Source organism: Aquihabitans sp. G128 (assembly GCF_019048865.1).
Taxonomy (GTDB): Bacteria; Actinomycetota; Acidimicrobiia; order Acidimicrobiales; family Iamiaceae; genus Aquihabitans.
Map to the genome: position 1 here is coordinate 3324389 of NZ_CP077604.1, position 17466 is coordinate 3341854.

Annotated in this window: 17 protein-coding genes and 2 pseudogenes; 15 read left to right on the forward strand and 4 right to left on the reverse strand. The window is 73.3% G+C overall.

Features of this window, described 5'->3' with window-relative positions:
- The first annotated feature begins 30 nt into the window (after positions 1–30).
- The 11 genes and pseudogenes from KSP35_RS15890 to KSP35_RS15940 all read left to right on the forward strand — a co-directional run bounded on the left by KSP35_RS15890 (position 31) and on the right by KSP35_RS15940 (position 8965).
- Entirely contained in the window at positions 31–2322 is a 2292-nt protein-coding gene (locus tag KSP35_RS15890) for a transglycosylase domain-containing protein (protein ID WP_216996798.1), read from the forward strand.
- Positions 2323–2356: 34 nt separating this feature from the next.
- Entirely contained in the window at positions 2357–2536 is a 180-nt protein-coding gene (locus KSP35_RS15895) for a hypothetical protein (RefSeq protein WP_216996799.1), read from the forward strand.
- 126 nt (positions 2537–2662) lie between these two features.
- A complete protein-coding gene (panB, locus tag KSP35_RS15900) occupies positions 2663–3544 on the forward strand; it encodes a 3-methyl-2-oxobutanoate hydroxymethyltransferase (RefSeq protein ID WP_216996800.1) in 882 nt (293 codons plus the stop codon).
- A 37-nt stretch (positions 3545–3581) separates the two neighbouring features.
- Positions 3582–4253, forward strand: coding sequence for a DUF192 domain-containing protein (locus tag KSP35_RS15905; RefSeq protein ID WP_216996801.1), 672 nt, complete (start codon positions 3582–3584; stop codon positions 4251–4253).
- Between the two features lie 178 nt (positions 4254–4431).
- The gene (rpsF, locus tag KSP35_RS15910; RefSeq protein ID WP_216996802.1) at positions 4432–4776 is read left to right on the forward strand and encodes a 30S ribosomal protein S6; all 345 of its coding nucleotides are present in this window, start codon (positions 4432–4434) and stop codon (positions 4774–4776) included.
- 15 nt (positions 4777–4791) lie between these two features.
- Complete coding sequence (ssb, locus tag KSP35_RS15915) at positions 4792–5271, forward strand: single-stranded DNA-binding protein (protein WP_216996803.1); 480 nt, start codon at positions 4792–4794, stop codon at positions 5269–5271.
- Positions 5271–5519 (forward strand): annotated as a pseudogene (rpsR, locus tag KSP35_RS26025) (30S ribosomal protein S18); the annotation flags it as partial. The gene ssb and the pseudogene rpsR, both read left to right, overlap by 1 nt.
- A gap of 161 nt (positions 5520–5680) precedes the next feature.
- Positions 5681–6133 (forward strand): 50S ribosomal protein L9, encoded by a 453-nt coding sequence (gene rplI / locus KSP35_RS15925; RefSeq protein WP_216996805.1) that lies wholly within the window; start codon positions 5681–5683, stop codon positions 6131–6133.
- A 169-nt stretch (positions 6134–6302) separates the two neighbouring features.
- On the forward strand, positions 6303–7757 hold the full coding sequence (dnaB, locus tag KSP35_RS15930; protein ID WP_216996806.1) for a replicative DNA helicase: 1455 nt from the start codon (positions 6303–6305) through the stop codon (positions 7755–7757).
- Between the two features lie 19 nt (positions 7758–7776).
- Positions 7777–8268, forward strand: a complete 492-nt coding sequence (locus KSP35_RS15935) for a limonene-1,2-epoxide hydrolase family protein (RefSeq protein WP_216996807.1) — start codon at positions 7777–7779, stop codon at positions 8266–8268.
- A 10-nt stretch (positions 8269–8278) separates the two neighbouring features.
- Positions 8279–8965: a pentapeptide repeat-containing protein gene (locus tag KSP35_RS15940; RefSeq protein WP_216996808.1), complete on the forward strand. Its 687-nt coding sequence runs from the start codon at positions 8279–8281 to the stop codon at positions 8963–8965.
- Positions 8966–8984: 19 nt separating this feature from the next.
- On the opposite strand, the gene KSP35_RS15945 is transcribed toward KSP35_RS15940, so the two are convergent.
- Positions 8985–9347 carry a hypothetical protein gene (locus KSP35_RS15945; RefSeq protein ID WP_216996809.1) on the reverse strand — a complete coding sequence of 121 codons (363 nt, stop codon included), beginning with the start codon at positions 9345–9347 and terminating at the stop codon, positions 8985–8987.
- A gap of 192 nt (positions 9348–9539) precedes the next feature.
- The gene (locus KSP35_RS15950) at positions 9540–10337 is read right to left on the reverse strand and encodes a helix-turn-helix domain-containing protein (protein ID WP_216996810.1); all 798 of its coding nucleotides are present in this window, start codon (positions 10335–10337) and stop codon (positions 9540–9542) included.
- A 145-nt stretch (positions 10338–10482) separates the two neighbouring features.
- Between KSP35_RS15950 and KSP35_RS15955 the strand changes: the two genes are divergently transcribed.
- The 3 genes and pseudogenes from KSP35_RS15955 (at position 10483) to aqpZ (ending at position 14348) form a co-directional block, all read left to right on the forward strand.
- On the forward strand, positions 10483–10872 hold the full coding sequence (locus tag KSP35_RS15955) for a nuclear transport factor 2 family protein (RefSeq protein ID WP_216996811.1): 390 nt from the start codon (positions 10483–10485) through the stop codon (positions 10870–10872).
- Positions 10873–10935: 63 nt separating this feature from the next.
- Positions 10936–13374 (forward strand): annotated as a pseudogene (gene hrpB, locus KSP35_RS24605) (ATP-dependent helicase HrpB); the annotation flags it as partial.
- 242 nt (positions 13375–13616) lie between these two features.
- Positions 13617–14348 carry an aquaporin Z gene (gene aqpZ / locus KSP35_RS15960; RefSeq protein ID WP_254126800.1) on the forward strand — a complete coding sequence of 244 codons (732 nt, stop codon included), beginning with the start codon at positions 13617–13619 and terminating at the stop codon, positions 14346–14348.
- 82 nt (positions 14349–14430) lie between these two features.
- Here the strand turns inward: aqpZ and KSP35_RS15965 are convergent, their stop codons facing one another.
- Positions 14431–15099, reverse strand: a complete 669-nt coding sequence (locus KSP35_RS15965) for a maleylpyruvate isomerase N-terminal domain-containing protein (protein WP_216996813.1) — start codon at positions 15097–15099, stop codon at positions 14431–14433.
- 97 nt (positions 15100–15196) lie between these two features.
- On the opposite strand from KSP35_RS15965, the gene KSP35_RS15970 reads away from it, so the two are divergent.
- Positions 15197–16714, forward strand: a complete 1518-nt coding sequence (locus KSP35_RS15970; protein WP_216996814.1) for an AarF/ABC1/UbiB kinase family protein — start codon at positions 15197–15199, stop codon at positions 16712–16714.
- An 8-nt stretch (positions 16715–16722) separates the two neighbouring features.
- On the opposite strand, the gene KSP35_RS15975 is transcribed toward KSP35_RS15970, so the two are convergent.
- Positions 16723–17430 carry a YceI family protein gene (locus tag KSP35_RS15975; RefSeq protein WP_216996815.1) on the reverse strand — a complete coding sequence of 236 codons (708 nt, stop codon included), beginning with the start codon at positions 17428–17430 and terminating at the stop codon, positions 16723–16725.
- Positions 17431–17466 lie beyond the last annotated feature (36 nt).

Below are 17466 nucleotides of genomic sequence, written 5' to 3' on the forward strand. Positions count from 1 at the left end.
CCCGACCGCTCGTGGCGAGCCACCCCCTCCATGCGCACCCGCAAACCGGTCCCCGTCCACAACCTCAAGGTCAACCGTCGAGGCAAGGTCAAGAAGCGCAGCGTCCTCTGGCGCATGCGCCGGGCCTTCTACCTCGCTGCCCTCGCGCTCACCGTCGGGGCCGCCGGCCTGGTCTACGTCCTCGGCCAGATCGAGCTCCCGGTCGACCCCAAGGTGGCCAAGCCCCAGGACCAGACCTCGTTCATCTGCGCCTCCGAGGTGCAGGTCAACTGCAACGACTCCAACGCCATGGCCCAGCTGCACGGCACCGAGGACCGGGTGCTCGTCACCTACGAGCAGATCCCCGACATCCTGCGCGAGGCGGTGGTGTCCGCCGAGGACCGCGACTTCTTCCAGCACGGCGGGGTCGATCCCATGGGCATCGCCCGGGCCGCCATCTCGGACCTCCGCGGCAACGGCGTGCGCCAGGGCGGTTCCACGATCACCCAGCAGTACGTCAAGCAGGAGTACCTCACCTCCGAGCAGACGGCCACCCGCAAGATCAAGGAAGCGGTCATGGCGGTCAAGCTCGAGCAGCAGATCTCCAAGCAGGAGATCCTCACCCGCTACCTCAACACCGTGTACTTCGGCCGCGGCGCCTACGGCGTGCAGGCAGCGTCGCGGGCCTGGTTCAAGCACGACATCGGCGGCCTCAACGCCGGCGAGGCGGCCTTCCTGGCCGGCCTGCTGCGCAACCCGAACGGGGCCGACCCGTACCGTGGGCCGAACTCGCTCAAGGAGGCCGAGCGCCGCCGGCGTGTGGTGCTGCAGGCCATGACCGAGGAGGGCTACGTCACCAAGAAGGAGCAGAAGCTCTACCTGGCCGTGCCCATGGACCCGAACGACGCCGCGGTCCAGCCGGCCGATCGCTTCATCAAGCCGCCGCCCGTGGCCTCGACGCTCGGCGAGGAGGTCAAGGGGTCGCAGTACGGCAGCGAGTACTTCGCCGAGTACGTGCGCCAGTGGCTGGTGAAGGAGTTCGGCTCCGACGACGTCTACGGCGGCGGCCTGAAGGTGTACACGACGCTCGACCTCAACATGCAGAAGGCGGCCTACGACGCGGTCACCACCACGCTGAACCGGCCGGGCGACCCCGCGGCGTCCATCGTCGCCGTCGACGACCAGGGCCAGGTCAAGGCGATGATGGGCGGCACCGACTTCAAGAACAGCAAGGTGAACCTGGCCACCGGCAAGGCCGGCGGCGGCAGCGGTCGCCAGCCCGGCTCGACCTTCAAGATGTTCGCCCTGGCCGAGGCGGTCCGCGAGGGGTACTCCGTCGAGTCCGTCCTGCCATCGCCGCCCAAGATCGAGATCACCGACCCCACCTGCCTCAACGGCGAGGACAAGTGGAGCGTGCGGGGCGGGCCGGGCGGGGCGTCGTCGCTGGTCACCGCCACCAAGAACTCGATCAACACGGTCTACGCGCAGCTGATGCTGCGCCTCGGCCCGCAGAAGGTCCTGCAGATGGCCCACGACATGGGCGTGACGGCCGACCTCAAGCCGTACTGCTCGCTGGTGCTCGGCGGCGGCGAGGTGTCGGTGCTCGACATGGCCGCCGGCTACTCGACGCTGGCCAACAACGGTGTCTCCAAGTCGCCCATCGTCGTCACCCGGGTGGAGTTCCCCGACGGCCGCGTGGTCCGCTACGCACCGGACACCAAGGAGGTGCTCACGCCCGACCAGGCCGGCCGGGTCACCTACGCCCTCCAGCAGGTGGTGGCCGGCGGCACCGGCGCGGACGCCAACTTCGGGCACGCAGCGGCCGGCAAGACCGGCACCACCCAGAGCAACGTCGACGGCTGGTTCGTGGGCTACACGCCCAAGCTCACCGCTGCGGTCTGGATGGGCTACCCGAACGAGTCCAAGCCGATGAACGACGTGCACGGCATCAAGGTGCAGGGCGGCACGTTCCCCGCCCGCATGTGGAAGACGTTCATGGAGACCGTCACCGCCAACACCGACACCGGGGTGTTCCCCGACGTCGCCGACCTGTCGGTGGGCGCGGTGCTCGACCCGGCCCAGGGCAAGACCAGCGTGGTGGCCGGGGGCAGCTCCTACAACGGCACCACCACCAGCACCGTCCCGCGGTCCACCGTGCCGCGCAGCACCGTCCCGCAGACCACCACGCCGCGCAGCACGGTCCCGCAGACCACCACGCCCCGCAGCACCGTGCCGCAGACCACGGCTCCGGCCACCACGACGCCGGCCACCACCACGCCCGGCGGCACCGGCACGGGCGCCGGGACCAACGGCGAGGACGCAGCGGGCGCACCGCCGGACTGACGGCCTTCCACCTCGTCCCGCTACCGTGCGGGCCATGAGCGACCGGTGCGAATCCTGCGGCGACGACGGGCCCGAGCTGGCCACCGTCCAGCGGGTCTACGTGGTGTTCGACGAGGCCCACGTGCCGGTCGACGAGCGCCTGGCCGACGAGTTCGAGACCTGGTGCGCCCTGTGCCGGATCACGTACCCGCACCAGCCGGTCTCCCCCTCGTGATCCGCTCGTCCGGGCGGCCGGCGGCGGCAGCCTGACGGGAATGGAACGCGCGGAACGCGCGGTTCTAGGTTGGTGACACCGCCGGTAGCCGTCGTGGCACTGGACGGGACATCCAAGGAGGCTCACATGAGCTCGACCGCAACGTCCGCGCCATCCCGCGCGCCGATCACCGTGCCCCACGTCGCGAACCGCAAGGTCCGTGCCGGCGCCGATCCGCTCGTGATGGTGACCGCGTATGACGCCCCCGGCGCCCGGATCGCCAGCGAGGCCGGGGTCGACCTGATCCTCGTGGGCGACTCGGTGGCCATGGTGGTGCTGGGCTACGACGACACCCTCCAGGTGACCGTGGCCGACATCGCCCACCACACCGCAGCGGTCGCCCGGGCCAAGCCGGCGCCGCTGATCGTGGCCGACCTGCCGTGGCTCAGCTACCACGTCTCGGTCGAGGACACGGTCCGCAACGCGGCCACGCTCATCCGGGCCGGCGCCGAGTCGGTGAAGCTCGAGGGCGGGCGCAAGCGGCTGCCGATGATCGAGGCCCTGATCGACGCCGAGATCCCGGTTATGGGCCACCTGGGCCTCACCCCGCAGTCGGTGCACGCCATGGGCGGGTTCAAGGTCCAGGCCAAGAGCTCCGACGCCGCCCAGGTGCTGATCGCCGACGCCAAGGCCCTGGCCCACGCGGGCTGCTTCGCCATCGTGCTCGAGGGCGTCCCCACCGAGGTGGCGGCCATGGTCACCGACGCGGTGGACGTGCCGATCATCGGCATCGGCGCCGGCCACGAGGTCGACGGCCAGGTGCTCGTGTACCACGACGTCCTTGGCCTCGAGGACCGGATCGCCCCCAAGTTCGTGCGCCGCTACGCCGACCTGAAGGCGGCGTCGGTCTCGGCGATCGAGGCCTATGCGGCCGACGTGCGCACGGGCGCCTTCCCGGGCCCGGCGGAGTCGTACCACCTGTCCGCCGAGGTGGCCGAGACCCTCGGCCTCTACGGCCGCGACGGCTGAACCCCGGCGTCGTCGGCCACCGGCCAGACTTCGGTCGGTGACCGACGACGCCGACCTCCAGCGACCGGTCCGCCGGCGCGCCGTGGCCCTGGTCGTCGCGCTGGGCCTGGTGCTGGTGGCCGCCGCGTGCGCCGGCTCCAGCGGCAGCGACGCCGGACCGTCCACCACCGCTGCGGGCGCCTCGGTCGTGGCCGGCGCGACCACGGCCGGTTCGACGGCGCCCACCACCCCGAACGAGGGGCTGGGCGAGGGCTGGGCTCCGGCGGTCCGCGGTCGCACCCCGTTGCGCGGCTTCAGCGAGGTGGCGGTCACCGTGACCGCCGGCGACGGCACCACCTGCGAGGTCTGCCTGTTGGCCGCCACCACGTCCGCGCAGCGCGAGCGCGGGCTCATGGAGGTCACCGACGAGGACCTCGGCGGCTACGACGGGATGCTGTTCGAGTACGACCAGCCGGTCGACGGCGCCTTCTGGATGCGCAACACGCCGATGCCGCTCTCGATCGCCTACTTCGACGCCGAGCGCACCTTCGTGTCGGCCACCGACATGGCGCCGTGCGCCGACGTCCCCACGTGCCGCGACTACCCGGCCGACGCGCCGTTCGCCTACGCCCTCGAGGTGCCCGAGGGCCGGCTGCCGGCGGTCGGCGTGACCGGGCGGGCCACCTTCGAGATCACCGGCGTGCGCTGCCCGCTGGCCCCGGCCGCCTGACCCCGAGCCGGCTGCACCGGGCGAAACTGTCACCCCCCCCGGGGCAAGGTGGTGCCACTCGATGAGGTTCGAGGGGCAGGGGTCCGGTATCGTCACACGGTCCAAATGAAGACCCTGCCCCAGGCAACAAGGCTAGGGGCCCCGGCAACCACCGGGTCCACAGGGAGGTGATGCTCGCATGCGAGCTTATGAACTGATGGTCATCTTCGACGGGGAGCTCGACGAGAGCACCGTCGCCGGCGTGATCAACCAGGTGACGGCCCAGGTCGAATCGGCCGACGGCAAGATCGCCAAGACCGAGAAGTGGGGTCGCCGCCGCTTCGCCTACGAGATCAACCACAAGACCGAAGGGTTCTACGTGGTGTTCGAGATCGAGGCGGAGCCGGGTGCGCTCGACACCGTCGAACGGAACCTTCGACTCGCGGACGAGGTTGTCCGACACAAGAACATCCGGCTCCCCGATGCCGAGGCGCACCGCCGCGGCCTGCTCGGAGCCCCTGCCCCGGCCGTCGAGGCCGGGTAACCGCAGGAGGACACCATGGCAGACAACACCGTGACCCTCGTGGGCAACGTGACCCGCGATCCCGAGCTGCGCTACACGCCCTCGGGCCAGACCGTGGCCACCTTCGGCCTCGCCGTCAACCGCCGCTGGCAGAACCGCCAGACCCAGGAGTGGGAGGAGCAGGTCTCCTTCTTCGACGTCAAGTCCTGGTCCGGCCTCGCCGAGAACGTCGCCGAGTCGATCCAGCGGGGCACCCGCGTGATCGTCACCGGTCGCCTGGAGCAGCGCTCCTGGGAGACCGACAACGGCGACAAGCGCTCCAAGGTCGAGGTCGTGGCCGACGAGATCGCTCCCAGCCTCCGCTGGGCGACGGCCCAGGTCCAGAAGATCGAACGCTCCGGCGGCGCCCAGGGCGGCGGCGGCAGCTACGGCAACAGCAACTCCGGTGGCGGTGGCGGCGCGAGCCGCCCGGCCGCCAACGAGCCCACCAACTACGACGGGGAGGAGCCCTTCTAATGGCACCCAAGCCGAAGCGCGCCAAGAACAAAGACAACGCGCGCCGCTCCAAGAAGAAGATCAGCATCCTGACCCAGGAGACCGTCGACTACGTCGACTACAAGGACGTGAACCTGCTCCGCCGGTTCATGTCCGACCGGGCCAAGATCCGGGCCCGTCGCGTGACGGGCAACGACGCGCAGCAGCAGTCCGTGGTGGCCATGGCCATCAAGAACGCCCGCGAGATGGCGCTGCTGCCCTACGCCAACCGCGTCACGCAGCAGCGTGGCGGCCGCGACCGCGGCAACGAGCGTGGCATCCGGGCCGACGGCCCGCCGCCGCGCCCGTCCGCCCCGCCGCCCGTGGGTGGCGAGGGTGCCGAGGCCGAGTTCGACGGCGAGGCCACCTTGGCTGAGGAGGTGGAGGCCTGATGCGCCTCATCCTCCGTTCCGACGTCAGCGGCGTCGGCAACAAGGGCGACGTGGTCGAGGTCACCAACGGCTACGGCCGCAACTTCCTCCTGCCCCGTGGCCTGGCCTTCGTGGCCACCGCCGGTGCCGAGAGCCAGGCCGAGGGCATGCGCAAGTCGCGCGACGTCAAGGACGCCGCCGCTCGCCAGGCCGCCGAGGAGGTGGCCAAGAAGCTGGTCAACTCCCCGGTCACCATCCCGGCCCGCGTGGGCGCCGAGGACAAGCTCTTCGGCTCGGTCACCTCGGCCGACGTCGTCGAGGCCATCCTCGCCCAGAAGGACGTGGAGATCGACCGCAAGCAGGTCCAGCTCCACGACCCGATCCGAACCATCGGCACCCACATGGTGCCGATCAAGCTCCACGCCAACGTGGAGTTCCCGGTCACCGTCGAGGTCGTCTCCGACGCCGACTGATCGGCCTGCCCCTCGGGGCGCAGCAACACCGTGACATCGACGTCCGGGGGGGCCTCGCCCCCCGGACGTCGTCGTTCCGGCCCCTCCTCCCCCCGCTTTTCCACAGCCTGTCCACAGGTAGTCGGCACTGGTTCTCCACAGCGCGGCCGATGGACACTGGAGCTTCACCATGGATGACGACGCCCCGCCCGACTTCGACGACGACGGCCCCCCGCCGGACTACGACGACGGGCCCCCGGCGCGGGCGGCCGGGCCCCCCAGCCGAGGCGGCCGGGGCGGTGATGACCGCCCGGTCCGCACCTCCGGCGGCCGGGTGCCGCCGCACAACCTCGACGCCGAGGAGAGCCTGCTCGGCGCCATGCTCCTGTCGCGCACCGCGATCGACGTGGCGTCGGAGTCGGTGTCGCCCGACGACTTCTACAAGCCGGCCCACGGCCACATCTACGACGCCATCACCTCGCTGTCGTCGCAGGGCGAGCCGGTCGACCCGGTCACCGTGGCCGAGGAGCTGCGCCGCCACGACCTGCTGGACGCCATCGGCGGGCCCAGCACCCTGGTGGGCCTCCAGGCCGCCACGCCGGCCACCTCCAGCGCAGCCCGCTACGCCAAGATCGTGGAGGAGCATGCGCTCCTGCGCGGCCTCATCGGCGTCGCCGGCGAGATCGCCGAGATCGGCTACAGCCTGCCGGACGACGTCACCAAGGCCCTCGACGACGCCGAGACCATGATGTTCAAGGTCGCCGAGCACCGCCAGACCGACTCCATGTCCCGGTTGCACGACCTGCTCGACCAGACCCTCGACAGCCTCGAGGCGCTCTACGAGCGCGGCGACGCCATCACCGGCACGCCCACCGGCTTCACCGACTTCGACGAGCTCACCGCCGGGCTGCAGCCCAACGCCCTGATCGTGGTCGGCGCCCGTCCCGGCATGGGCAAGACCTCCTTCGCCATGGGCATGGCCGGCCACGCCGCGCTGGAGGCCCACCGCCCGGTCCTGTTCTTCTCGCTGGAGATGAGCCGGGTGGAGCTGAGCCAGCGGCTCCTGTGCTCCGAGGCGCGCGTCGACTCCACCAAGGTCCGCAACGGCCGCCTCTCCGACGACGACTGGCGCCGCATCAGCCACGCCATCGGCCGGCTCGGCGAGGCCAACCTGTGGATAGACGACAACCCGAACCTGACGGTCATGGAGATCCGCTCCAAGGCGCGCCGCCTGCAGGCCAAGGTCGGCCAGCTCGGGATGATCGTGGTCGACTACATCCAGCTCATGGGCGGCCGGGCCGGCGCCGAGTCCCGGCAGGTGGAGGTGGCCGAGATCTCCCGATCCCTCAAGATCCTCGCCCGTGAGCTGCAGTGCCCCGTGGTGGCCCTGGCCCAGCTCAACCGTGGCCTCGAGCAGCGCGCCGACAAGCGCCCCATGCTGTCCGACCTGCGTGAGTCGGGATCGCTCGAGCAAGATGCGGACATCGTGGTGTTCCTGTACCGGGACGAGCAGTACAACGCCGACTCGCCCGACCGGGGCACCGCCGAGGTGCTGGTGGCCAAGCACCGGGCCGGTCCCACCGGCATGGTCCGCCTGGCCTTCCTCGACCACTACACCAAGTTCGCCAACATGGCGCGGGAGTAGGCGCCGTACCATCGGCGCCATGCCCACCGGACTCCTGCCCGTCGCCGCTCCCACCGGGGCGGCTGCGCCCACCGAACCCCAGGCCGTGGCCGAGGCGTTCCTCGCCCACCTGGCCGCGTCGGACCTGCCGGCCGCGCTCGACCTGTTGGCCACCGACGTCGACTACGTGAACGTGGGCCTGCCCACCATCCGGGGGCGCAAGGCCGTGGGCAAGGCGCTCGGCGGGTTGAGCGGCCCGAAGTTCGGCTTCGAGGTGTACCTCCACGCCATCTCCGCCGATGGCGGCACGGTCCTCACCGAGCGCACCGACGTGATCATCGCCGGCCCGCTGCGGGCCCAGTTCTGGGTGTGGGGCCGCTTCGACGTGGTCGACGGCCAGATCACGCTGTGGCGCGACTCGTTCGACTTCGTCGACGTCCTGCGCGGCGTGGTGCGGGGCGTGGTCGGCATCGCCCTTCCCGGCCTGCGGCCCAAGGCCCCGGCGGGCCTCGACGTCGCGCCCGGCCGCTGAGGGCCGCGCTGTGGCCGCTCCCGCCGCCCGATGGTCCGGACCCGGCAAGGGGGCGGCGGCCTGTCGGCCCCCGGTCCTCCCGCCGGACCTGGACGACCTCGAGCTCGACGGGCTGCAGGACGACGACGGGTGGGTGGAGCGCTCGGTCCGGGGCACCGCCGTGGCCGCCGACGCCGAGCGGGTGGGCTTCGGCCGGTGCGCCATCGTCGGCGTCCGCTTCACCGGGGCCCGGTTCCACCGGCTCGAGCTCACCGACGCCACCCTGACCGACTGCGACCTCGCCGGGGCGGTGCTCGAGGAGTCGACGTTCGTGCGGGTGGCGCTCACCCGCTGCCGGCTGGACGGCGCCGACCTCGGCGGGGCCACGCTCACCGACGTGCGCTTCACCGACTGCCAGATGGAGGACCTCGGGCTGCGGCTGGCCAAGGCCGAGCGCCTGGTGGTCGAAGGCGGCACCGCCACCGGCCTCGACCTCTACCGGGCCCGCGTCCCCGGGAGCACCTGGCACGACGTCGACCTCACCGGGGCCGACCTCTCCGGCGCCGACCTCGCCCGGGCCCGGCTGCACGGCTCGACCATCGTCGACGTGCGGGGCGCCAAGGCCCTGGCGGGCACCGTCATCGACCCGGACCAGGTCGTGCCGGTGGGCCTGGCCCGGATCGGCGACAGCGGGATCGTGGTGGCCCCTCGCGACTGAGGGGCCGACGGGCGGAGCGCTAGAGGACGGGCTCGCGCTGGGCGCGGAGGTCGGCCAGGAACGCCTTGGCCGCCGTCGCTCGCCGAGACCGCCGGTCGGCGCGGGAGTCGGCCGTCTCGACCAGCTGGTCCTCGCGCGCCCCGACGTGGTCCGGGCCGCACTCGCCGTCGGCGTAGGCGTGGAGCCGGAGGGTGGTCGGGGTGGGATAGGTGACCGGCAGCCGGACGACGTCGGGCGAGAGGCGGCTGCGGCTGGCCTTGTCGACCACGAGGTACGTGGCGGGCTCGTGGGGCGCCGTCCGCAGCTCGATCTGGCCTGCTGCGGTGGGTCGCACGGACACCACCCGGCCGTCGAGGCGGAACAAGCGGGCCTCGCCGCTCATCCCCCAGCCGACCCGTGCCGGTCGCGTCGTCGCCGTCATCATCAACCGCCCATCTCCACCCATGGGGCGCACCCTGCCCAGCGGGCGCCCGTCCGAAACGTCTCATTCGGCAGAACGCTCCGGATCTCCTGCCGTTCGGGCGAAGATGGGCCCCCACCTGGCCCTCGACCGCCACCACGGCGGCCTGCCCGGTCAGCCGAAGCGGCGGCGGAGCGCATCTCGGGTGGCGGCGTCGCCGGGGAAGAACGACTCGATCGCCAGCTCCGAGAGGGTGATGTCGAGCGCGGTGCCGAAGGTGGCCAGGGTGCTGAACAACAGCAGCTCCTGGCCCTCGCTGCGCAGTCGCAGGGGCGAGAACAGCAGGTCGGCGGGCTCGACGGCGGCCGACGTGGCTCGTTCGACCCCGGGGTAGGAGGCCAGCTCGTCGTGGAGCTCGGTGAGCCCCGGATCGCCGGACAGCAGGGCCTGGCGCTGGAGCCGGGTCAGGAGGTGGGCGCCGTAGCCGGCCAGGTTGGCGATGCGCGGCGCCAGGCCGTCGGGGTGGAGGCTGACCCGCATGGCGTTGATCGGCGGCGCGAGCAGCGCGGGGGAGACCCCCTCGGCCAGGATCGCCAGGGCGGGCTCGTTGGCCGAGACCAGGTTCCAGCGGCCGTCGACGATGATCGCCGGGTACGGCGCGTGGCCGGCGAGGATGGCGTCGAGCGCCTCGCGCGCCGGGGCCATCACGTCGGCGTCCAGGGCGTGCTCGGGGTAGGCGGGGGCGTAGCCGGCGGCGAGGAGCAACGTGTTGCGCTCCCGGAGGGGCACCTCCAGCTCCTCGGCCAGGTGGAGCACCAGCTCCCGGCTGGGCTTCGAGCGGCCGGTCTCCACGAAGCTCAGGTGGCGCGACGAGACCGCGGCCTCCACCGAGAGGTCGAGCTGGCTGAGCCGCCGTCGACGACGCCAGTCCCGCAGCAGCTCGCCGACCGCAGGGGTGGTGCTCACGGCCATGCGAGCGACCCTACCGACGGGCTGCGAGCCCGTCGCCTACCTCTGAGGTAAGGCGATCCGCCTACCCGGGAGGTCATGGCCGGGGCTACCCGTGCGGGCGCACGGTGGGGCCGTCAACCCGACCACACCCGATCAGGAGCACCCCATGACCACCATCCCCACGACCGCCCCGGCCGAGGTCTCGGCCACCGTCGACGCCTACTTCGCCATGTGGAACGAGGGCGACCCGGCAGCCCGGGCCGAGCTGATCGCGGCGGCGTGGACGCCCGAGGGCGCCTACGCCGACCCGCTGCTGGCCGCGGCGGGGCCCGACGCCCTGAGCGAGATGGTCGACGCCGTCCACCAGCAGTACCCGGGTCGCCGCTTCCGGCGCACCACGGCCATCGACTCCCACCACGACTTCCACCGCTTCGGGTGGGAGCTCGGCGAGGGCGAGGAGCTGGTGGTGGCGGGCGTCGACGTCGCCCACACCGCAGCCGACGGCCGCCTCACCGGCGTGGTCGGGTTCTTCGGCGACCCGCCGGCCGAGGACTGACCGACCGCACCCCAGGGTCGGGCGGGTGGCCCGCCCGGCCACCTGCCCGGCCACACTGGGCCGATGACCCCCGTCGCCCCTCCGACCGGCCTGCCGGTCGAGGGCGTGGTGCCGGAGGTCCTCGCCGCCCTGGCCGAGCGCGGCCACGCCGTGCTGGTGGCCCCGCCCGGGGCGGGCAAGACCACCGTGGTCCCGCTGCGGTTGCTGGCCGCGCCCTGGCTGGGTGACCAGCGCATCGTGGTCCTCGAGCCGCGCCGGCTCGCGGCGCGGGCGGCGGCGCGCCGCATGGCCGACCTGCTCGGCGAGCCGGTCGGGCGGACGGTCGGCTACCGCACGCGGGACGAGCGGGTGGTGAGCCGGGGGACCCGCATCGAGGTGGTGACCGAGGGGATCCTGGTCCGGCGCCTGCAGGCCGACCCCTCCCTCGAGGGCACCGGGGCCGTGCTGCTCGACGAGGTCCACGAACGGAACCTGGTGACCGACCTGTCCCTCGCCTTCCTGCTCGACGCCCAGCGCAGCCTCCGGCCCGATCTGCGGGTCCTGGCCATGTCGGCCACCGTCGACGCCGGACGGCTGGCCGCCACCATCGGCGGGGATGCCGGCCCGGCCCCGGTGGTGGCCAGCGACGGTCGCCAGCACCCCGTGGCGCTGCGCTGGTGGCCGGCGGAGCCTCGAGATCGGCCCGAGCAGCACGTGGCCCGGGTGGTGGCCCGCGCCCTGGCGGCCGACCCCGAGGGCGACGTGCTGGTGTTCCTCCCCGGCGTGGCCGAGATCGGCCGAGCCTCCCGGGCGCTCTCCGGCCTGCCGAGCGCGGTCGACGTGCGACCGTTGGCCGGCGCCCTCCCGGTGGCGGAGCAGGACGCCGCCCTCGCCGCTTCGCCACCCGGGCGGCGCCGGGTGGTGCTCGCCACCGACATCGCCGAGTCGAGCCTGACCGTCGCCGGGGTGCGCATCGTGGTCGACGCCGGCCTGGTGCGCAGCCCCCGGTTCGACGCCGGGACCGGGCTCACCCGGTTGACCACCTCGCCCGCCTCCAAGGCCGCCGCCGACCAGCGGGCCGGTCGGGCGGGCCGCCTGGGGCCGGGCGTGGCCCACCGCCTGTGGTCCGAGGGCGAGCACGCCAGCCGCCAGGCGTACCCCGAGCCCGAGGTCGCGGTGGTCGACCTGGCCGGCCTGGTCCTCGAGGTCGCGGCCTGGGGGAGCTCGCGCGACGACCTCGCCTTCCTCGACCGCCCGCCGGCCCGGGCGTGGGCCGAGGCCGAGGCGCTCCTCCGCACCCTCGGCGTGCTGGACGGGGCCGGTCGCCCCACCGCCACCGGGCGCGCCGTGGTGGGCCTGCCCCTGCACCCCCGCCTGGCGCGGATGGTGGTCGACGGCCGCGCCGCCGGAGCGGGTTGGGCCGCAGCCCTGCTGGCGACGGTGCTCGACGAGCGCGACGTGTTCGGCGGTCGGCGCGACGAACGCCCCGCCGACCTGGCCGAGCGGGTCGCGGTGGTCGGCGACGACCGCCGCGACCATCCGGCCGCGAACCGCGACGCCGTGCGCTCGGCCCGGCGTCGCGCCCGCGAGCTGGCCCGCCGCCTCGACGTGGAGCGACGGGTGGTCGACCCGACCGCGCTCGGCGCGCTCGTGGCGCTGGCGTACCCGGACCGGGTGGCCCAGGCGCGCGGCGGGGGCCGCTTCCGGCTTCGTGCCGGGGGCGGCGGGTGGCTGCCCGACACCGATCCGCTGGCCTCGGCGCCGTTCCTGGCCGTGGCCGACCTGGACGTCGGCACCGGCGACGGGCGCATCCGCACCGCTGCCGGTCTCGACGAGGCCGACGTGCTCGCGGCCGTCGGCGACGACGTGCACGAGGTCGAGGTGGTGGCCTGGGACGCCGCGCGCGACGACCTCCGCAGCCGCACCGAGCGGCGGTCCGGCACCCTGCTGTTCGCCACGCACGAGGGCCGACCCGCAGCGGGCACGGCCACCACCGAGGCGCTGCTCGACCGGGTGCGGGCCACGGCCGGCGACGTGCTGCCCTGGACCGCAGGGGCTCGCGCCCTCCAGGCCCGCCTCTCCTTCCTGCGGGCGCACGACGGCGATCGGTGGCCGGCCGTGGAGGACGCCGCCCTGCTCGACGACCTCGACGGGTGGCTGGCCCCCCACCTCGTGGGCGCCACGGGCCGGCGCGACCTGGCCCGGGTGGACCTGGCCACCGTGCTGCGGTCGCTGCTCGACCACCGTGGCCGCACCGACCTGGACCGCCTGGCCCCCACCCGCCTGGCCCTCGGCAACGGCCGGTCGATCACCGTCGCCTACGACGACGGCACGCCGGTGGCATCGGCTCGGGTGCAGGACCTCTACGGGACCACCCGACACCCCACGGTGGTGGACGGGCGGGTGCCGGTGGTGGTCCACCTGCTCTCCCCGGCCGGTCGGCCGGTGCAGATCACCGCCGACCTCCCGGGCTTCTGGGCGGGCAGCTGGAACCAGGTCCGCAAGGAGATGGCCGGCCGCTACCCCAAGCACGACTGGCCGATCGACCCGGCCGCCGCTGCCCCCCGCGCCCGCGGCCGCCGGGCCGGCCGGGTGGCGGTCGGCGCTGAGCCCAGGCGATCGGCCGCGCCGCCGTCATGGGGCCGGTCGAGGCCGGTCCTCGTGGCGCGCGGCATCCCGAACCGGGGTGGACCGCACCGGTACCGTGCCCCGCAGGGGTGCTCGCGGGGCCGACTCGTCAGCGACAGAGGGAGAACACCATGGACATGCGTCGTCGATTGGGTGCCGAGGCGTTCGGCACCTTCTGGCTGGTGCTCGGCGGTTGCGGCTCGGCCGTGCTGGCGGGAGACAAGATCGGGTTCGCGGGGGTGGCCCTCGCCTTCGGCCTCACCGTGCTCACCATGGCCTACGCGGTGGGCGGGATCTCCGGGGGCCACTTCAACCCGGCGGTCACCCTCGGCCTGGTGGTGGCCGGGCGCTTCGACAAGAAGGACGCCCCGCTCTACGTGGTGGCCCAGGTGGTGGGCGCCATCCTGGCGGCGATCATCATCGCCGCCATCGCCAGCGGGGTGAAGGGCTTCGAGTTCGGCGACGGCCCGATGCACGCCCCCGGCTTCGCCTCGAACGGCTTCGGCGACCGCAGCCCCGGCGGCTACAGCTTCCTGGCCGTGGCGGTGGCCGAGGTGGTCATGACGGCCTTCTTCCTCATCGTCATCCTCGGCGCCACCGCCAAGAAGTCGGTGGCGGAGTTCGGCGGCCTGGTGATCGGCCTCGCCCTCACCTTGATCCACCTGATCACCATCCCGGTGTCGAACACCAGCGTGAACCCGGCCCGCTCCATCAGCCAGGCCCTCTTCGCCGGCGGCGACGCCCTGATCCAGCTCCCGGTGTTCATCGTCGCCCCTGCCGTCGGCGCCGCCCTCGGCGCCCTCGCCTGGAAGGCGGTCCTCGCCGGTCCCGAGGAGACCGAGCTGGCCCAGGGCGTCGAGCCCTCCTGAGGCCTGCTGCGCCGACGAGCCGTCCTGCGGGCCGTCCTGCGGGCCGTCCTGCGGGCCGGCCGCAGGACGGCTCCGGTCGGCCTCAGTGCGCCAGGGCGACCGGCGTCGGCGTGAACGGGCCCCAGGTGAAGGCCGACAGCCACGGCTCGGGGTCGGCGCCCCAGTCGTAGGCCCGGACCTGGTCCAGGCTGCGGCGGCCGGTGAGGGCGCGCAGCGCCTCGAAGCGGCTGAGGCGCACGGTGGTGGACCCACCGTCGCCCACCACCAGCTCCACGTCCCCGGCGACGAGGCGCACCGGCGCGAGGCCTCGGGCCGCCATCGTGGCGGGCCAGTGCTGCTCGACGAAGCCGAAGCCGATGGCCAGGGCGGCGCTGTCCTGGCCGCCCGGCCGATCGACCGCGCCGCGCAGGTCGTGCTCGTGGGTGACCTGGTCGAACACGGCCTGGGCCGGGAGCAGGCCCACCAGCTTCGCTTCGACCTCGGGGCCGGTCTCGTCCCACTCGTCGGCCAGCTCGGCCAGGCTGCGGCCCCGGCGGGCCTCCACCTGGGCCTGGGTCCAGGCGTCGGACCCGGCGCCGCCGACGTCGCCGGCCAGGATGTCGGCCGAGACGCCGACGGCGTGGCTGAACAGCTCCTGCACGGTCCAGCGCGGGCACGCGGGCACCGGCCGGCGGCCATCCGCCGGATCGAGGCTGCGCACGATCTCGGTCATGGTCCGTCGCGTCTGGGCGTAGGCCTCGGTGGTGTCCATGCTCGGCTCCCTCGCCGCTCCCGGGGCCCCTGCACCCGGCGGCGCCCGCCACCGTAGGTGGTCGAGCACCGAGGAGGCAGGGCTAGCGTCTCGGCCCATGCCTCCGAGCCGTCGAGCCACCGCCCGAGCCGCCGCCGGGGTGGGGGTGGTGGCCGCCGGCGCGCTGTGGCGGCGCCGGCGCGCGGCTCGGCCGGGCGCGACGGCCGGCGGTCCGTCGCCCATCGCCGCCACGTCGCGCGGCCAGCGCAACCGGGTGCTGGCCACCGCTGCCACCCGGGCCGGCACCGGCTGGGCGGCCGACCGGGCGAAGCGGGTGTTCGCCGACGCCGAGCGCCGCGAGGAGCTCGACGCCGCCAGCCAGCTGCGCACCGCCGAGCAGGTGGCCGAGACGCTCGGCAACCTCAAGGGGGCGATGATGAAGCTCGGCCAGATGGCCAGCTACCTCGACCAGGGGCTGCCCGAGCCCGTGCGGGACGCCCTGGCCCAGCTCCAGCAGGACGCGCCGCCCATGGCGCCGGAGCTGGCGGCCGGCGTGGTGCTGGCCGAGCTGGGCCAGCGGCCCGAGGTCCTCTTCGCCGAGTGGGACGAGGTGCCGATCGCGGCGGCGTCGATCGGCCAGGTGCACCGGGCCCTCACCCATGACGGGCGGGCCGTCGCCGTGAAGGTGCAGTACCCCGGCGTCGACGTCGCCATCACGGGCGATCTCGACAACGCCGGGATGATCTTCAACGCCATGAAGCTCCTCTTCCCGGGCCTCGATCCGAAGCCGTTGGTGGCGGAGCTGCGGGACCGCATCGTCGAGGAGCTCGACTACGAGCTGGAGGCCGCCAACCAGCAGCTCTTCGCCGACTACTACGAGGGCCACCCGTTCATCCACGTGCCGTCGGTGCTGCCCGAGCTCAGCGCCCGGCGGGTGCTCACCACGGAGCTGGCCACGGGCAGCCGCTTCCACGAGGTCACGTCGTGGCCGGCCGCGCAGCGGGACCTGGCCGGCGAGTCCATCTACCGGTTCGTGTTCGGCAGCCTCTACCGGCTCGGCGCGTTCAACGGCGACCCGCACCCGGGCAACTACCTCTTCGGGCCCGACGGCCGGGTCACGTTCCTCGACTACGGCCTGGTCAAGCGGTTCACCCCGGCCGAGCTGCGCCCGTTCCAGGACATGATCACCGCCATGGTGATCGACCGCGACGTGGCGGCGTTCCGTCGCATCGTCGAGAGCGTGGGCCTGCTGAAGGCCGACAACGACTTCACCGACGAGCAGATCGGCGACTACTTCGGCCACTTCTACGAGTTCGTGCTCGAGTCCGCCCCGCTGACCATGACCCAGGAGTACGCCTCCGAGACGGTCAGCCGCTTCTTCGACACCAGCGGGGAGCACGGCGAGATCATGAAGGCCGCCAACGTGCCGCCGTCGATGGTGATCATCCAGCGCATCAACCTTGGGCTCTACGCGGTGCTCGGCGAGCTGGGCGCCACGGCCGACTGGCGCCGGATCGCCGATGAGCTGTGGCCGTGGGTGGGTGGCCCGCCCACCACCGAGCTGGGTCGGCAGGAGGCCGCGTGGCGCGCCGCCACCGGCCGGGGCGCGGTGGCGCCCGGGTTCGAGGGGGCCTGAGCCCTCGCTCAGGCCTTCTCGAAGTTCACGATGAACTCGAAGCTGCCGTTGTCCTGGACCTCCACGAAGCCGCCGACGCTGGGTGCCTCGATGTCGTAGTCGGCCATCTCGACGGGGGCCGAGCCCTGCACGGTGAACACCCCGTCGGCGGAGCGGGCGGTGAGGTCGATGGTGACGGGCTTGGTGACGCCGTGGAGGGTGAGCTCGCCGGTGGCCTTCACGTCGAAGGTGTCGCCGTCCTTGATGGTGGGCAGGGCGATCGGCTCGGTGAGCTTGAACGTGCCGTCCTCGAACCGGTCGGTCTCGAGGCCTCGGCCCTTGATGGCGCCGTCCCGTCGGTCCTCGTCGCTCTTCAGGGTCGTCATGTCGACGGTGAACTCGCCGGCGGTGACCTGGTCGCCGGCGACGGTCAGGGTGCCGGTGACGTCGTTGGTGCGGCCGTTGGCGGTGACCTTGCGGGACCCGGCGGCGAAGACCTCCTTGACCCGGTACCCGGCCACGGTGGCGTCGTCGCCGGTGCCGGCGGCCACCTTCCAGGAGCCGTCGAGCGAGTCGGCGGCGACCACCTCGCCGGTGCCGGACTTGGAGTCCGAGAGCTTCAGCTCGGGATCGGACGTGTCCCGCGTGAGGTAGAAGAAGCCGCCGATCGCGGCGGCCACCACCACGACGACCACGGCGGCGATGAGGGGGAGTCGGGAGCGCTTCTGGTCGGCCATCGGCACATGGTTGCCCGCGCAACCGAAAGCTCGCTG

Excerpts from the sequence above, each read along its gene's own strand:
- KSP35_RS15895 (WP_216996799.1), top strand. The coding sequence starts at position 2,357 with ATGAGCGACCGGTGCGAATCCTGCGGCGACGACGGGCCCGAGCTGGCC.
- KSP35_RS15950 (WP_216996810.1), bottom strand. The coding sequence starts at position 10,337 with ATGGCCGTGAGCACCACCCCTGCGGTCGGCGAGCTGCTGCGGGACTGG.
- dnaB (WP_216996806.1), top strand. The coding sequence starts at position 6,303 with ATGGATGACGACGCCCCGCCCGACTTCGACGACGACGGCCCCCCGCCG.
- rplI (WP_216996805.1), top strand. The coding sequence starts at position 5,681 with ATGCGCCTCATCCTCCGTTCCGACGTCAGCGGCGTCGGCAACAAGGGC.
- rpsF (WP_216996802.1), top strand. The coding sequence starts at position 4,432 with ATGCGAGCTTATGAACTGATGGTCATCTTCGACGGGGAGCTCGACGAG.
- panB (WP_216996800.1), top strand. The coding sequence starts at position 2,663 with ATGAGCTCGACCGCAACGTCCGCGCCATCCCGCGCGCCGATCACCGTG.
- ssb (WP_216996803.1), top strand. The coding sequence starts at position 4,792 with ATGGCAGACAACACCGTGACCCTCGTGGGCAACGTGACCCGCGATCCC.
- KSP35_RS15890 (WP_216996798.1), top strand. The coding sequence starts at position 31 with ATGCGCACCCGCAAACCGGTCCCCGTCCACAACCTCAAGGTCAACCGT.
- aqpZ (WP_254126800.1), top strand. The coding sequence starts at position 13,617 with ATGCGTCGTCGATTGGGTGCCGAGGCGTTCGGCACCTTCTGGCTGGTG.
- KSP35_RS15945 (WP_216996809.1), bottom strand. The coding sequence starts at position 9,347 with ATGAGCGGCGAGGCCCGCTTGTTCCGCCTCGACGGCCGGGTGGTGTCC.
- KSP35_RS15975 (WP_216996815.1), bottom strand. The coding sequence starts at position 17,430 with ATGGCCGACCAGAAGCGCTCCCGACTCCCCCTCATCGCCGCCGTGGTC.
- KSP35_RS15955 (WP_216996811.1), top strand. The coding sequence starts at position 10,483 with ATGACCACCATCCCCACGACCGCCCCGGCCGAGGTCTCGGCCACCGTC.
- KSP35_RS15935 (WP_216996807.1), top strand. The coding sequence starts at position 7,777 with ATGCCCACCGGACTCCTGCCCGTCGCCGCTCCCACCGGGGCGGCTGCG.
- KSP35_RS15965 (WP_216996813.1), bottom strand. The coding sequence starts at position 15,099 with ATGGACACCACCGAGGCCTACGCCCAGACGCGACGGACCATGACCGAG.
- KSP35_RS15970 (WP_216996814.1), top strand. The coding sequence starts at position 15,197 with ATGCCTCCGAGCCGTCGAGCCACCGCCCGAGCCGCCGCCGGGGTGGGG.